The organism is Curtobacterium uvaldense (genome assembly GCF_028307415.1).
Taxonomy (GTDB): domain Bacteria; phylum Actinomycetota; class Actinomycetes; order Actinomycetales; family Microbacteriaceae; genus Curtobacterium.
In genome coordinates, this window is record NZ_JAQMHU010000018.1 from 59,670 (window position 1) to 73,972 (window position 14,303).

Genomic DNA, 14,303 nt, shown 5'->3' on the forward strand with positions numbered 1-14,303 from the left:
TCGCCGGCCGACGCACCACTGACGACGAAGGAGTCCGCAGTGACCAGGAACCCGAACCCCTCCGCCCGACGCCGCACCGGACGCGGCGCGCTCGCCGTCGCGATCGCGGTCGCCGCGACGGTCCTCACCGGCTGCGCACCGCAGGGTGCCACCGAGCTCGACACGACGGCACCGGTCCACCTGACCATGTGGTCGGGCCAGAGCGACGAGGCGGCGAAGCTCCTGCAGGTGCTCGTCGACGAGTACGAGGACGAGCACCCGAACGTGAGGATCGACATGTCCTCCGGGGCCTCGTCGACCGACGAACTGCTCCAGAAGCTCGCGGCGTCGTTCGCCGGGAACGACTCACCCGACATCTCGTACACCTTCGGGTCGTGGGCGAGCCAGCTCGAGCGATCCGGGCGGACGCTCGACCTGCGCGCCGAGGCGGAGGACCCGGACACGCACTGGGACGAGTTCTCCCCGGCGGCTCGCGGCACCGCGCAGCCGACCGGGCGGAAGGTGATCGGCTTCCCCGCGGTCGTCGACAACATCTCGCTCTTCTACAACAAGACGGTCTTCGACGCCGCCGGCGAGCCGTACCCGACGGCGGACTGGGACTGGTCGGACTTCCGTCGCGCCGCGAAGGCGTTGACGGACCGGGACAGCCAGACCTTCGGCTACGGCTACTCGGTCTCGGGCAGCGAGGAGACCACCTGGCAGATGTGGCCGCACCTCTGGCAGAACGGCGGTTCGATCCTGTCCGAGGACGGCGAGCACGCCGCGTTCGACTCGAAAGCCGGCGTCGACGCCCTGTCGTTCATGCGGTCCATGGCCGTGACCGACCGCAGCGTGTACCTCGACCAGACGGACACGAAGTTCGCCCAGCTGTTCGAGAGCGACCGCGTCGGCATGATCACCTCCGGTCCGTGGGAGCTCTCCGCCCTGCAGACGGCCGGGACCTCCTACGGCGTGGTGCGGCTCCCCGGCACCGACGGTGACCACCAGACGGTGTCCGGGCCGGACCTCTGGACCCTCTTCGACAACCACGACGTGAACCGCGCGTACTGGGCGAAGGACTTCACGAAGTGGCTGACCTCACCCGAGCAGGACGAGCGGTTCAACGTCGCGGTCGGCAACCTGCCGCTGCGGTCGAGCGAGGCCGACAGCGAAGCGTTCCGCAAGCAGGTCGACGCCCTGCCCGGACTCGACGTGATCCAGGCGAACTCCGCCGACGCGAAGCAGGTCCGCCCGACCCTGCCCGGCTACAACGGCCTGTCCGAGGCGTTCGGCAACGCGGTGTCCCGCGTGCTGCAGGGCGAGGGCGAACCGGCCGAGGCACTCCGGCAGGCGACCGTCGCCGCCGACAAGGCACTCCGTCAGGGCTAGGAGACCCCCGTGACCACTCCCGCACTCCTCACCCGTCCGACCACCGACACCGCGCCGCCGCGGCCACCGCGCCGACGTCGATCGGCCGCCGCCCGCGAGGGCCTCGCCGGCTGGGGCTTCGTCGCCCCGGCCCTGGCGGTCGTCCTCGGCCTCACGATCTTCCCCGGGGTCTGGGCGCTCGTCCTCTCCTTCCAGCGCTGGGACGGCTTCAGCCCGCCGTCCTTCGCCGGCATCGAGAACTACCAGGACCTGGCCACCGACGCGAGCGCGCTCGCGGCCGCCGTGCACACCCTGCTGTACACGGTCCTGTTCGTCCCCGCGTCCCTGCTGCTCGGACTCGCCCTGGCCGTCGCGCTGAACCGGCGCATCCGGTTCATCGGGCTGTACCGCACGGCGATCTTCGTGCCGTTCGTGGCCTCGGCCGCGGCGACGGGCATCCTGACCACCTACCTGTTCAGCCCGCAGTTCGGCATCGTCAACAACGTGCTGCGCGTGCTGCACGTCCCGCCGCAGGGCTGGCTCGAGGACCGCGCCGAGGCGATGGTCGTGATCGTCATCATGTCCCTGTGGGGGCAGGCGGCGTTCACGACCGTCATCTACCTCGCCGCCCTGCAGGACGTCCCCGGTGACGTGCTCGAGGCGGCCCGGATCGACGGCGCGAACAACTGGCAGACGTTCTGGCGCGTGGTGTGGCCGCAGCTGGCGCCCGTCACCGCGTTCGTCGGGATCTACCAGACCCTGCAGGCCGTGCAGCTCTTCGACCTCGTCTACGCCACCACCCGAGGCGGACCGCTCGACGCGACCCAGACGATCGTCTACTACCTGTGGAAGACGGCCTTCCAGAACCTGCAGTTCGGCTACGGGTCCGCCATCGCCTACGGCATGTTCTTCGTCACCCTCACCGCGACCGTGATCGTCACGCTCGTGCAGCGCCGAGCCGGAAGGAACGCGTCACGATGACCGTCGAGACCCGAGTACTCGAGACCCCGAACCGGCCGGACGCCGTCGCGACACCGGCGGAGCGCACCACACCCCGTCGTCGACGTCGCCTGCCGTTCAGCCCGTGGCACCTCCTGCTCGCACCGGTGGCGCTCCTCTTCCTGCTGCCGTTCGTCGAGATGTTCATGACGTCGCTCGAACCGGCGTCGGAGATCAACAAGTTCCCGCCGTCGTTCCTCCCGACGCAGTTCACGCTGTCGGGCTACACGCGCCTGTTCGCCGAGTCGGACATCCTGCACTGGCTCCTCAACACGGTCATCGTGTCGGCGTCGGCGATCGTCTCGCACCTCGTCCTGTGCTCGCTGGCCGGGTACGGGTTCGCGCGCCTGCGGTTCCCGGGGCGGACGTTCGGGTTCCTGGCGATCCTCGCGACGATCATGATCCCGTCGCAGCTGCTCATGATCCCGACGTACGTCATGTTCGCCCGGTTGCACCTCGTGGACAGCCTCGGTGCCGCGATCGTGCCCTGGCTCGCCTCGGCGTTCGGCATCTTCCTGATGCGGCAGTTCTTCCTGTCCCTGCCCGCCGAGCTCGAGGAGGCCGGCCAGATCGACGGGTGCACCCGCCTGCAGGTGTTCTTCCGGATCGTGCTGCCGCTCGCCCGTCCCGCGTTGGCGACGCTCGCGATCTTCACGCTGCTCGGGTCGTGGAACGACCTGGTCTGGCCGCTCGTGGCGATCAACGACGCCGACTCGTTCACGCTGCAGCTCGGTCTGACGAACTTCCAGGGGGCGCGGCGGACCGACTGGTCGCTGCTGATGGCGGGGAACGTGGTCGCCACGCTGCCGCTGATCCTGCTCTTCCTGGTGGCGCAGAAGCAGTTCGTCGCGACGATGGCCTCGGCCGGTCTGAAGGGCTGAGCAGCACGGACGACGGGAGGCACGGTGCTCACGGGCACCGTGCCTCCCGTCGTCCGTGCGGGCGGTCCGCAGGCACGGCTGCCGGCCGGGAGGCGCGGGTCCGCCCGGAACCGAGCCGCCGGCTGGGCGCGGACTGCCGGCCGGGAGGCGCGGGTCGGCTCGGTACCACGCCTCCCGTCCTGCGCACGGACGGACCGGAGCCGCGGGGCGGGCCGGTACCGTGCCTCCCGTCCGGGCGCATCGGCCGTCCACGCGGCCGCCGCTCCGTCCGGTGGCCGTGTCGGCCACCGCTCACTTCAGGCCGGAGGACGCGAGTCCGTCGATCACTCGCCGCTGCAGCACGATGAACAGGATCAGCACCGGGGCCATCGCCATCAGGCTCGCCGCCATGAGCAGGGGGTAGTCGATGGTCCGGTCGCTGGACAGGGTCGCGAGCCCGGCGGCGAGCGGCATGTCCTCGGCGCGGGTGGAGACCACCAGCGGCCAGAGCAGCTCGTTCCACGACCAGAGCACGGTCGTGATCGCGAGCACGCTGATCGACGGGCGCGCGAGCGGCAGCATGATCCGCCAGAAGGTCTGGAACGGGTTGGCGCCGTCCATGCGTGCCGCCTCCTCGAGCTCCGCGGGCATGTTGAGGAACGCGGTCCGCATCAGGAAGGTGCCGAAGGCGCTGAACAGGCCCGGTGCGACGATGCCGGCCAGGCTGTCCAGCCACCCGAGGCCCTGGACGATCTGGTACTGCGAGATCAGGTAGACCTGCGACGGCACCAGCAGGATCGACAGCACGATCCCGAGGATGACCGCGCGGCCGCGGAACCGCATGCGGGCGAACGCGTACCCGGCCAGGGTGCACAGCACGATCTGTGCCAGGGTGCGGATCAGGGTCACCCAGATCGACGTCGCGAGCTGGTCGAGGAAGGGGAGCCGTTCGAAGACCCGGGCGAAGTTGCTCCACTGCAGCTCACCGGGCCAGAAGGTCGGCGTCGGCGAGGTCACCTGCGCGTTCGTGGACAGCGCCATGACGATCTGCCACAGGAACGGGAACGCCATGACGAACCCACCGATGCCGAGCACCACGTGGATCCACCAGTGGCTGCCCCCGCGGCGCCCCGGACGCGTCGTCGTCTGCGCCCGGCTGCGGCTCGCCGCCCTCGTGGCCGCCGCGACCTTGCTGCCGCGCGCTTCGATGATGCCGGTCATGACTGGACCCACTTCCGCTGGACCCGGAACTGCACGACGGTGATGATGCCGATGAGCACGAAGATCACCATCGCGATGGCAGCCGCGAAGCCCTTGTCGTTGTCGATGAACCCGGCGTTGTAGAAGTAGAAGACGAGGGACATCGTCTTCGGGATGACCGGGTTGGTGGAGCCGAGGATCGCGTAGAGCAGGTCGAACAGCTGGAAGCTCGAGATCGTGGTGACGACGAGCACGAAGAAGATGCTCGGGGTCAGCAGCGGCACGGTGAGCGCGTGGAACTGGCGCCAGCGACTCGCGCCGTCCAGCTCCGCGGCCTCGTACAGCTCGGGTGGGATGTCCTTGAGCCCGGCACCGAGGATGATCATCGAGAAGCCGAGCGACGACCACAGGCCGACGAGGGACACCGCGACGAGCGCGAAGCCCGGGGTGGAGATCCAGTACGGGCCGTCGATGCCGACCAGCCCGAGGAACCAGTTCACGATGCCGAAGTCGCCGTTGTACATGATGCGCCACACCAGGGCGATCGCCGCGGGCATCGCGACGTAGGGCAGGAAGAACAGCACGCGGTAGAACTGTGCGAAGCGCAGGCCCGGCGTGTTCAGGAGGCTCGCGAGCCAGACCGCGATCGGGATGCCGAGCAGGACGATCACCGTGTAGACGATCGTGTTGACCAGCGACTGGTACAGCTGCGGGTCGGTCAGCAGGCGCCCGTAGTTCGCCAGGCCCGTGAAGGTGGCGCCGCCGAACACGCCCCAGCTCGTGAACGAGTACCAGAACGTCTGCAGGATCGGCCAGATGAAGAACGTGCCGACGCCGATGAGCAGCGGCAGCACGAACAGCCACGGCCAGATGCCGTCGGTGCGTGGTGCCCGCGACGGTCGCGAGGGGCCGTCGGGACTGGTGTCGGGCGGTGCGGACACCTGTGTGGCGTCCGGTTGCTGGGTGTTGATCGTCATCAGGTCGCTCCTCGGCCAGGGCGGTCGGATCGGGTGGTCCGTGCGGTGCGGATGGGCGGACGGGACGGAGCCGGCCGGCCGGGCGCGGGCCCGACCGACCGGCTCGTCGTCACTCCTTCGCGAGTGCTGCGTCCATCTCCTGGGCGAGCTTCTCCGTCACCTGGTCGACCGGCTCGGAGCCGTCGAAGGCGCTCGGCAGCAGGTTCGTCTCGAGGGTGTTCCACGCGGCGGTGTTCTTCGACACCGGCAGCGGCTTCGCGTAGTCGACCGCGTCGAGGAAGACCTGCAGGTCCGCGTCGGGCATGGTCTTCGTGAAGGCGTCCTGCGTGCCCTCGTACGCCGGGATGACCGCGCCCATGTCGCCCTGCTGCTGCTGTGCCGGCTTGCTCGCCAGGTACGCCTGCAGTGCCTGGGCGGCGGCCTTGTCCTTCGACCCCTCGGCGACGACGTTCGAGACGCCGTGGATGACGGTCGCCTGCTCCTTGCCCTTCGGCAGCGGGTAGACGACGACGTCCTGCTCCATGTCGGTGCCGATCAGCGCCGACCGGAACCAGCTGCCGCCCTGGTACATCGCGAGCTTGCCCGAGGTGAACCACTGGTCCGCCGTGGTGTCGGTCAGTTGCTTGATCGTCGGCGAGGCGCCCGAGTCGATCAGGTCGGTCCAGAAGCGGATGCCCTCCTGCGCGGCCTTCGTGTCGTACTCCGACTTCCCGTCGTCGACGACGGACCCGCCGGCCTGGAAGATCGTGTCGTAGTAGGTGGTCTGTCCGTCCATGCCGCCGGCGGCGCCGTACGCGCCGTCGCCCTGCAGCTTCTGCGACAGTTCGGCGGCGGTGTCCTGGAAGTCCTGCCACGTCCAGTCCTTCGACGGCATCGCGACGCCGGCCTGCTCGAACAGGGCCTTGTTCACCCAGACGCCGATCGTGTCGAAGTCCTTCGGCACGCCGTACTGCTCCCCGTCGTAGGTGTACAGGTCGTCGAGCGCCTTCGAGTACTTCGACGGGTCGATCGCGCCCGACTCCACCGCGCCGGTGATCGGCGCGAGCTTGCCGTTGCCCGCGTAGAGCTGGAAGTTCGGGCCGTTCATCCAGAACAGGTCGGGCAGCGTGTTGCTGGAGCCCTGCGTCTGCAGCTTCGTGAAGTAGTTGGCGTACGGCGTGACGTCGACGTTGACGGTGATGTCCGGGTACTCCTCGTTGAAGCCCTTGATGTTCGCCTTGATCGCGTCGACCTGGTTCTGGTCCCACACGGCGTACGTCAGGTCGGCCTTCGTGTCCTTCGCGACGGTGCCCTTCCCGGAGTCGGAGCCGGCGGACGAGGCGCTGCTGCACCCGGCGAGGAGCGCGACGGCGCTGACCGCGGCAGCGAGACCGAGCAGGGCGCGGCGGCGACCGCGGCCGTGACGGGGGGAGGGGAGGGTCATCGGGTGTTCCTTCCGGAGAGGTCGTCGCGGCCGGCGGCCGAGAAGTGACGGATCGTGGCATCGGGGAGGGGCGGCACGTCGAGCGGGACGGAGCCGTTGCGGAGCGAGCGGGTGGCGAGTGCGCCGGCGGCGACCGCCATACGCGCCGCGATCGGGGACAGCGTCGTCGGCTCGCCGAGGGCCACCGAGCGGAGGAACTCGGTCATCGTGAGGAGGTCGGCGTCGGCGTGACCGTCCTCGACGCCGTCGACCGGGTACTCGACGTCACCGGTGACGTCCCAGTTGCGGCGGTGGGTCCACACCTTGACGACACCACCGCCGGTGTCGCCGACGTTCTCGAGCCGTCCGTGGGTGCCGATCACCGTGTAGTTGCGCCAGTAGTCGGGCGTGAAGTGGCACTGCTCGTAGCTCGCCTGCACGCCGTTGTCGAGCGTCATCATCACCATCGAGACGTCCTCCACGTCGACGACGGGGTTCAGGCCGGTCTGCTCGGCGGGCGGCCAGTTGTCGAACGAGAACCAGTCGGTCATGAGCTCGTCGCTGCGATCCCGCCGGTCGGTGACGTCGCCGTACACGGAGAGCGACCCCATCCCGACGACCCGGCTCGTGTACGCACCGGCGAGGGCGTGCACGACGTCGAGGTCGTGGCTCGCCTTCTGCAGCAGGAGGGAGTTCACGCGGCTGCGGTCGGCGTGCCAGTCCTTGAAGTAGTAGTCGCCGCCGTTGCCGACGAAGTGGCGGACCCACACCGCCTTGACCTCGCCGATCTCACCGCGGGCGATCACCTCGCGCATGAGTCGGACGACGGCGGCGTGCCGGAAGTTGTGGCCGACGTACAGGGGCGTCCCGGTCTCGGCGGCGGTGTTCAGGACGGCGTCGGCGTCCTCGACCGTGATCGCCAGGGGCTTCTCGAGGTAGACGGCGATGCCGGCACGGAGCAGGTCGATCGCGATCTCGGCGTGGGTCCAGTCCGGGGTGGTGACGATCGCCGCGTCCACGAGGTTCGGCACGCCGTCCGAGCCGATCAGTGCCCGGTGGTCGGCGACCACCTCGGCCTCCGGCCAGTGTGCGGCGGCACGTGTCCGGCCGTTCTCCGTGGTGTCGGCGGCGGCCGTGATCCGGGCGTCCACGCCGTCGGCGTCCAGCCCCGCAGCGGCCACGTGGTCGGCGATGGCCGACCGCTGGCCGATGCCGACGACGCCGACCCGGAGCAGGCGTGTACTCGTGATGGTCATCTCGCTCCCTTGCGTGATTGTGACGGCAATGATGCCAAATCGATCATGAGTGCACAATAAGCACGCATGGCTCGATCACGGAAGCGTGCATCCGAGGTTGTTACATGTCGGCAACGTCACGACGACGGCACGCGACGGCACACGACGGCACACGACGGCACGGGACGGCGCCGGCCGACTTCGGCTGCGCAGCCGGTGACGGGCGGATCCGGGGTGATTTGGGCCGCGGGGCGTCAGCTCGCGACGACGAGTTCCACGCCGGCGGACGCCAGCTCTGCGGCGAACGACGCCGGCACCGCCTGGTCCGTGACGAGCACGTCGATGCGGTCGAGCGGGCAGATGCGCGCGAAGGTGGAGCGCTCGATCTTCGTCGAGTCGGCGACCACGATGATCCGCCGTCCGACCGACGCGAAGTGCCGGCTCACCTCGGCCTCGCCCTCGTGCATGGTCGTGGCGCCGTACTGGCCGGACAGTCCGTCGACCCCCAGCACGACGACGTCGAGCGCGAACCCGTCGAGGGTGTCGCGGACCGTCGGGCCGATGAGCTCGTACGACTGCCGCCGCGCCACACCGCCCGTCACGACGATCTTGACGTTGGCGCGGACCGACAGCTCGTAGCCGATGTTCAGGGCGTTGGTGACGATGGTGATGCCGCACTCGCCGTCGGCGCGGATGAAGCGCTCCGACTTGCCGAGCTCCCGCGCGACCTCGGTCGTCGTCGTCCCGCCGTTCAGGCCGACGGTGTCCCCCGGGGAGACGAGCGCAGCGGTCGCCCGGGCGATGGCGGTCTTCGCCTCGGCCTGCCGGGCGATCTTGTACTGCAGCGGCAGCTCGTAGCCCGCGCCCAGCGCTGCGGCCCCACCGTGGGTGCGTGTGACGAGCCGCTGGTCCGCCAGGGTCGTGAGGTCACGCCGGGCGGTCGCAGCGGAGATGCCGAGCGCCTCGCCGATCTCGGCGATGGAGACGTTCCCGCGGTCGCTCACGAGCTCGAGGAGCGCGTTGAGCCTCTGCTGCGGGGTCATGGCGTCATCCTACGGGCGTGTTCGCTGCGCGATGTGAGCGGAAATGATGCGCGTTGTTTGCACCGATCACGATCGGTCGGCAGGCTGTCGGCGTCCGATCAGTCCCGATCGGCACGACCGGAGGGCTCGCGATGACCGCGAACGGTGCAGCGCTCGGCATCGACGTCGGGGGCACGAGCATCAAGGTGCGCCTGGTCGCCGACGACGGGCGGGTGCTCGAGGAGCAGCGTGTCCCGACGCCCCGGGAGGACCCGCAGGCCACCGCGCTGGCCGAGCTCGTCGCGACGCTGGGACAGCGGGCCCGGACGGTCGCCCGGCGACGGGGGACGGAACTCGGGGCGATCGGTCTGGTCGTCCCCGGGGTCGTCGACGAGGACGCCGGCCGATCGGTGCTCTCCGTGAACCTCGGCTGGCGGGACGTTCCGGTCCGGGCACGGGTCGACGACGCCCTGCGCGCGGCAGGCGTGGACGCCGTCCCGCTCGCCTTCGGCCACGACGTCCGTGCCGGAGCGCTCGCCGAGGTCCGGGCCGCCGGTCCGGGAGCGGCCCCGGGCGGTCCGCTCGCCACCGACACCGACACCGACACCGACACGATCGCCGCGCTCGGCCGTGGCACCGTCGCCTTCGTCCCGGTGGGGACCGGCCTGGCGAGTGCCCTGGTCGTCGACGGCCGGGTCGTGCCGGGCGGCGGGTGGGCCGGGGAGGTCGGCCAGGTCCGGATCCGGGACGGCGCGCACGCGGGCCTCCGGGTCGAGGAGGTCGCCTCGGCCGGCGCCGTCGCACGCCGCAGCGGTGCTCCGAGCGCCCACGACGCGATGCTCCGGGTCCTCGACGGGGACCCGGTCGCCCGACGGGCGTGGGACGACTGCGTCGACGTGCTCGCCGACACCCTGGCCTGGCTGACGGCCGTCGCGGGGTGCCACACCCTGATCGTCGGCGGCGGCCTGGCGCAGTCCGGGCCGCTGCTGTTCGACCCGCTGCGCGCCGCCGTCGCGGACCGCCTCGCCGGGGTCCGACTGCCCGAACTCGTGGGGGCGCGCCACGGCGATGCGGCCGGCGCCATCGGTGCGGTGCTGCTCGCCCGCCAGGCCCGAGCCGGCTCGGCGCAGGCCGGCTCCGCGCGTGCCGCGTCGGTGCGTGCCGGGTCGGTGCCGGACGTGGCGGTGACCGCGTGACCGTCCTCGTCCGCGCCCCACGGATCGTCACCGCCGCGGTCGACCTGTCGGAGGCGTGGCTCGCCGTCGAGGACGGCCGGGTCGCCGCGGTCGGCACCGGTGCGGCACCGGTGCACGACCGTGTGGTCGAGGCGCCGGGCACCGTCCTGCCGGCCTTCGTCGACCTGCACGCGCACGGTGCCCTCGGGCACGACTTCGCCTCGTGCTCGGTCGCCGAGGCGCGGGCGGCCGCCGACCACCACGCCGCGCGGGGGACCACCCGCCTGGTGGCGTCGATCGCGACGGGCACGGTCCCGGACACGGTCGCCGCCCTGCACCGCCTGCGACCGCTCGTCGACGACGGCACGCTCGCCGGACTGCACCTCGAGGGGCCCTGGCTCGCACCCGCCCGCCGGGGTGCGCACGCCGCGCAGCTGCTGCACCCGCCGACCCCCGACGAGGTCGACCTGTTCGTGGACGCCGGCGGTGCGGCGCTCCGGATCGTCACCCTCGCGCCCGAGCTCCCGGGTGCGCTCGACGCGGTCCGGCGACTGGTGGCGTCGGGTACCGTCGTCGCGATCGGGCACACCGACGCCGACGGCGGCCAGGTCCGGGCGGCGGTGGACGCCGGTGCGACCCTCGTCACGCACCTGTTCAACGGGATGCCGCCGCTGCACCACCGTGCGCCCGGCCCGGTCGGCGTCGCGCTGTCGGACGAGCGTCTCACCGTGGAGTGCATCGTGGACGGCCACCACCTCGACCCGGTCACCGTCGACGTCGTGCGCGGAGCCGCGGGTGACCGCCTCGTGCTCGTCTCGGACGCCATGGCCGCGACCGGCTGCCCCGACGGCAGCTACCGGATCGCCGGCTCGGAGGTCGTCGTCTCCGACGGAGTCGCCCGGCTCGCGGACGGCTCGTCACTGGCGGGGAGCACGATCACGGTGGCGGACGCCGTCGCTCGCTTCGTCGACGGTCGTCCGGACCGGCTGCCGGCGGCGGTGCACGCGTCCTCCGCACGGGCGGCGTCGGTGCTCGGTCTGCGTCCGCCGCTCAGCGTCGGATCCGCCGCCGACCTCGTGGTGATCGGACCCGACGGGCGGATCCACCCGCTGCCGCTCGGACCGGCCGCCTGACCGAGCGCGGCCGCCCGCCCGGGCGGCCCGTGTCACGGAGCCGGCGCCGCCGGACGGGAGGCGCGGTGCCGGCCCGACACGCGCCTCCCGTCCGGATCAGCGACGTGCCGGCGGGCCGCACGCCGCGCCGACGACCGGACACCGGTTGCCGTCGAGCTCGTCGGTGTACTCGTCGCCGTCACCGAGCAGCACGTGCCGGTACGCCTCGTCGTCGATGGGTTCCGCGGAGCGCACGGCAGCCTCGAGCAGGCTGTCGTCGACCTCCGGCAGGGCGCTGACGGCCACGAGCGTGTCGCCCACGACCGCGGCGACCTCGTGGCCGTGTTCGCTCGTCCGCCGCACGACCCCGCCGTCCTCGTCGCACGACGTCTCCGCCTCGGAACCGCCCCCGGGGGCGACGCCCTCGATCGGTCGGCCGCACGGCGGGGTCGTCGCGGCGAGCGTGACGACCGTCAGGTCGGATCCCGACGCGTCGCCGGGTGCGTGCGCCTCCTCGGCAGGCGAGGAGAACACCTGCAGGAACCCCGGTAGCCGCTGCTCGATGTTCGCCTCGTACACGGAGCCGTACCCGTCGGGGGAGATCGTGACGGGCCGGAAGTCCGCGCCGATGGCGACCTGCGCCCGCGCGATGGCCTGCTCGTCCCGTTGCACGTCGCTCCCGTGGACGCGGACGCCGACCGCGACGACCACCGCGACGACCGCGACCGCGGCGCCCGTCCCCAGGACGGCGCCGAGCTTCCGCAGGACCCCGCGGTGCACGAGCATCGCCGGGACCGCGGCGACGACCGCGCCCACCAGGTACGGCGTGGGTGTGGACGCGAGGAGCGGGAACGTCGGCTCGGGGCCGGCGAAGGCAGCGGGCAGCAGCGCCGCGACGAGGACCGCGGGGACGAGGACGAGGCCCGCAGCACCGAGCCACGCCGTCCGGCGACGCCGGGTGGCGAGGACCGCCAGACCGCCGAGTGCTCCGCACGCCACGACCGTGTGGACCAGCAGCGCCACGAGGCCGGGTACGCCGACGAAGAACGTGAGGAGGGCGGCCGCGCGCGCGAGGTGTGCGGCGCCGACGCCGATCGCCGTCGCGCCGAGCACGTGCACCCAGGGGTGCGTCCTGGTCTGCTCGCTGGTCGTGTCGCCCACGCTGTGCCCCCGTCCGTCGGACCCCCTGTCCGACCGAGCCGATCCTCGCACGCCGCGTGCCGTCGCGGTCGGGCCGGGTCGTCAGCGGGGCGAGGGTCGGAACCAGCGGATCAGCTCGCGGAGCGCCGGCAGCGAGCTGATCTGCGTGCCGTCCGCGGCGTCGAGGTCGTCGAAGGTCGTCCGGTAGCCCGGGGCCTGCTCGACGTCGGTGTCCTCGGCCGGGTAGCCCATCGTCCACTCCGGGAACTGCCGCTCCTCGATGAGCTCCTCGGTGAGCACCGTGACCTTGGTGTGCCGGTCGTCGTGCTTGATCGTCGCCATCTTCGCGCGGACCGCCTGGTCCGGACCCTCGAGCAGCTGCAGGAAGTAGCCGTTCCGGAAGAGCAGGACGCCGGTGATGTCGTTCTCCGCGTTCGCCCGCCGACTCTGCGCGAGCAGGCCGGCGAGGTCGTCGTCGTCGAGGGATCGGGTGGCGACACTCGAGTAGATGAGGGACAGCATCGGGGCTCCTTGGTGGCGGTCGTGCCGGGTCCGTCAGTCAACTCCGCGGCACCCGTGCGTCCACGGACCACCGGGGGACGAGCGGACAGGCCGACGTCGCACGGCCGTCGGCTCTGGGAGGCTGGTGCCATGGACCCCGTCATCGTCATCGGAGAAGCCCTGGTCGACGTGGTCGACCGCCCCGATGGGCGCGTCGAGCACCCGGGCGGGAGCCCGATGAACGTCGCCGTCGGCCTCGCTCGCCTCGGCCGGGCCGCACGGCTCGTGTGCGCGCTCGGCGACGACGACCACGGCGGTTCGATCCGGGCGCACGTCGGCGCGAGCGACGTCGAGGTCGACGCGACCGCGATCGAGCGCACCTCCACCGCCGTCGCGACGATCGGCGACGACGGCGGTGCGTCCTACGAGTTCGACCTCGACTGGCGCCTCGACCCGGTGCGGGTGCCGGTCGGTACGCCGCTCGTGCACGTCGGCTCCATCGGTGCTGTGCTGGAGCCGGGCGCACGGACCGTGCTCGAGGCACTCCGCACCCGCCCGACGGACGCCCTCGTCTCCCTCGACCCGAACGTCCGTCCGTCGATCACGCCCGACCGGGATGCCGTGCTCGCCACCCTCGAACCGCTGTTCGCCGAGGCCGACGTGATCAAGCTCAGCGACGAGGACGCCGCGTGGCTCTGGCCGGACCGCAGCGTCGACCAGGTCCTCGACGGGCTGCTGGCGCACGGGGCGGCGCTCGCCGCGGTGACGCTCGGCGGCTCGGGCTGCGCGATGGCGTCCGCCCGCGCGCGGACCACCGTGCCGGCGCCGCGCGTCGAGGTCGCGGACACGATCGGCGCGGGTGACTCGTTCATGGCGGGGCTGCTCGCCGGCGTGCTCGCACGGGGATCCGCGCCCACCGGCCTCGACACCGACGAGCTCGGACGCCTGGCGTCGCTCGCGCTGGCCTGTGCCGCCGTCACGGTGTCCCGCCCGGGCGCGGACCCGCCCGTCCGGGCCGAGCTCGACACGGACGCCGCCGGGGTCCTGGGCGCCTGACCGCTCGTCGCCCTGCCCCTCGTCCGGGCCGGACGTACGGGGCAGCGACCGGTGCTCGCCACGGGTGAGCCTCGCGTCGCCCGCACAACGGGGAGCACGTGGCGCCGCGGATCGACGTGGCGCGAGGTGCTCCCGGTTGTGCGCGAGCACATCGCACCGGCGGCCGACCGCGTGGCCGCTGACCGCCCGACCACCGACCGCGTGACCGCTGACCGCCCGACCACCGACCGCGCGACCGCTGACCGCCCGGCCGCTGCGGCCCGCGCGGGCGCACGGC

The 14,303-nt window shown here is 71.9% G+C and carries 13 protein-coding genes; 6 read left to right on the plus strand and 7 right to left on the minus strand.

What is annotated here, in order from left to right:
* Positions 1-39 precede the first annotated feature (39 nt).
* Genes PIJ49_RS11590 through PIJ49_RS11600 form a run of 3 tightly spaced genes read left to right on the plus strand, consistent with a single transcriptional unit; the run spans position 40 to position 3,227 of the window.
* A complete protein-coding gene (locus PIJ49_RS11590) occupies positions 40-1,368 on the plus strand; it encodes an ABC transporter substrate-binding protein (protein ID WP_271826652.1) in 1,329 nt (442 codons plus the stop codon).
* A gap of 9 nt (positions 1,369-1,377) precedes the next feature.
* Positions 1,378-2,328, plus strand: coding sequence for a carbohydrate ABC transporter permease (locus PIJ49_RS11595; protein ID WP_271826653.1), 951 nt, complete (start codon positions 1,378-1,380; stop codon positions 2,326-2,328).
* Positions 2,325-3,227 carry a carbohydrate ABC transporter permease gene (locus PIJ49_RS11600; RefSeq protein WP_081984540.1) on the plus strand — a complete coding sequence of 301 codons (903 nt, stop codon included), beginning with the start codon at positions 2,325-2,327 and terminating at the stop codon, positions 3,225-3,227. Before PIJ49_RS11595 ends, PIJ49_RS11600 begins: the two co-directional genes overlap by 4 nt.
* A gap of 291 nt (positions 3,228-3,518) precedes the next feature.
* On the opposite strand, the gene PIJ49_RS11605 is transcribed toward PIJ49_RS11600, so the two are convergent.
* From PIJ49_RS11605 to PIJ49_RS11625, 5 genes are all read right to left on the minus strand, one after another.
* Positions 3,519-4,427: a carbohydrate ABC transporter permease gene (locus PIJ49_RS11605; protein WP_245172021.1), complete on the minus strand. Its 909-nt coding sequence runs from the start codon at positions 4,425-4,427 to the stop codon at positions 3,519-3,521.
* Positions 4,424-5,383, minus strand: coding sequence for a carbohydrate ABC transporter permease (locus PIJ49_RS11610; RefSeq protein WP_245172020.1), 960 nt, complete (start codon positions 5,381-5,383; stop codon positions 4,424-4,426). The genes PIJ49_RS11605 and PIJ49_RS11610 overlap by 4 nt, the downstream gene beginning before the upstream one ends.
* A gap of 109 nt (positions 5,384-5,492) precedes the next feature.
* A complete protein-coding gene (locus tag PIJ49_RS11615) occupies positions 5,493-6,806 on the minus strand; it encodes an ABC transporter substrate-binding protein (protein WP_209684545.1) in 1,314 nt (437 codons plus the stop codon).
* On the minus strand, positions 6,803-8,041 hold the full coding sequence (locus PIJ49_RS11620; protein ID WP_271826654.1) for a Gfo/Idh/MocA family protein: 1,239 nt from the start codon (positions 8,039-8,041) through the stop codon (positions 6,803-6,805). Before PIJ49_RS11620 ends, PIJ49_RS11615 begins: the two co-directional genes overlap by 4 nt.
* 233 nt (positions 8,042-8,274) lie before the next feature.
* Complete coding sequence (locus PIJ49_RS11625) at positions 8,275-9,063, minus strand: DeoR/GlpR family DNA-binding transcription regulator (RefSeq protein WP_271826655.1); 789 nt, start codon at positions 9,061-9,063, stop codon at positions 8,275-8,277.
* 131 nt (positions 9,064-9,194) lie between these two features.
* Here PIJ49_RS11625 and PIJ49_RS11630 point away from each other — a divergent pair, with 131 nt between their 5' ends.
* Both PIJ49_RS11630 and PIJ49_RS11635 read left to right on the plus strand, forming a co-directional pair.
* On the plus strand, positions 9,195-10,238 hold the full coding sequence (locus tag PIJ49_RS11630) for an ROK family protein (protein WP_271826656.1): 1,044 nt from the start codon (positions 9,195-9,197) through the stop codon (positions 10,236-10,238).
* Positions 10,235-11,350 carry an N-acetylglucosamine-6-phosphate deacetylase gene (locus PIJ49_RS11635; protein WP_209684542.1) on the plus strand — a complete coding sequence of 372 codons (1,116 nt, stop codon included), beginning with the start codon at positions 10,235-10,237 and terminating at the stop codon, positions 11,348-11,350. Before PIJ49_RS11630 ends, PIJ49_RS11635 begins: the two co-directional genes overlap by 4 nt.
* A gap of 96 nt (positions 11,351-11,446) precedes the next feature.
* On the opposite strand, the gene PIJ49_RS11640 is transcribed toward PIJ49_RS11635, so the two are convergent.
* Complete coding sequence (locus PIJ49_RS11640) at positions 11,447-12,490, minus strand: hypothetical protein (protein WP_209684540.1); 1,044 nt, start codon at positions 12,488-12,490, stop codon at positions 11,447-11,449.
* 81 nt (positions 12,491-12,571) lie between these two features.
* On the minus strand, positions 12,572-12,991 hold the full coding sequence (locus PIJ49_RS11645) for a BLUF domain-containing protein (RefSeq protein WP_066651524.1): 420 nt from the start codon (positions 12,989-12,991) through the stop codon (positions 12,572-12,574).
* Between the two features lie 129 nt (positions 12,992-13,120).
* Here PIJ49_RS11645 and PIJ49_RS11650 point away from each other — a divergent pair, with 129 nt between their 5' ends.
* Positions 13,121-14,026, plus strand: a complete 906-nt coding sequence (locus tag PIJ49_RS11650; RefSeq protein WP_271826657.1) for a carbohydrate kinase family protein — start codon at positions 13,121-13,123, stop codon at positions 14,024-14,026.
* The last annotated feature ends 277 nt before the right edge of the window (positions 14,027-14,303 follow it).

Excerpts from the sequence above, each read along its gene's own strand:
- PIJ49_RS11600 (WP_081984540.1), top strand. The coding sequence starts at position 2,325 with ATGACCGTCGAGACCCGAGTACTCGAGACCCCGAACCGGCCGGACGCC.
- PIJ49_RS11605 (WP_245172021.1), bottom strand. The coding sequence starts at position 4,427 with ATGACCGGCATCATCGAAGCGCGCGGCAGCAAGGTCGCGGCGGCCACG.
- PIJ49_RS11610 (WP_245172020.1), bottom strand. The coding sequence starts at position 5,383 with ATGACGATCAACACCCAGCAACCGGACGCCACACAGGTGTCCGCACCG.
- PIJ49_RS11615 (WP_209684545.1), bottom strand. The coding sequence starts at position 6,806 with ATGACCCTCCCCTCCCCCCGTCACGGCCGCGGTCGCCGCCGCGCCCTG.
- PIJ49_RS11620 (WP_271826654.1), bottom strand. The coding sequence starts at position 8,041 with ATGACCATCACGAGTACACGCCTGCTCCGGGTCGGCGTCGTCGGCATC.
- PIJ49_RS11625 (WP_271826655.1), bottom strand. The coding sequence starts at position 9,063 with ATGACCCCGCAGCAGAGGCTCAACGCGCTCCTCGAGCTCGTGAGCGAC.
- PIJ49_RS11630 (WP_271826656.1), top strand. The coding sequence starts at position 9,195 with ATGACCGCGAACGGTGCAGCGCTCGGCATCGACGTCGGGGGCACGAGC.
- PIJ49_RS11645 (WP_066651524.1), bottom strand. The coding sequence starts at position 12,991 with ATGCTGTCCCTCATCTACTCGAGTGTCGCCACCCGATCCCTCGACGAC.
- PIJ49_RS11650 (WP_271826657.1), top strand. The coding sequence starts at position 13,121 with ATGGACCCCGTCATCGTCATCGGAGAAGCCCTGGTCGACGTGGTCGAC.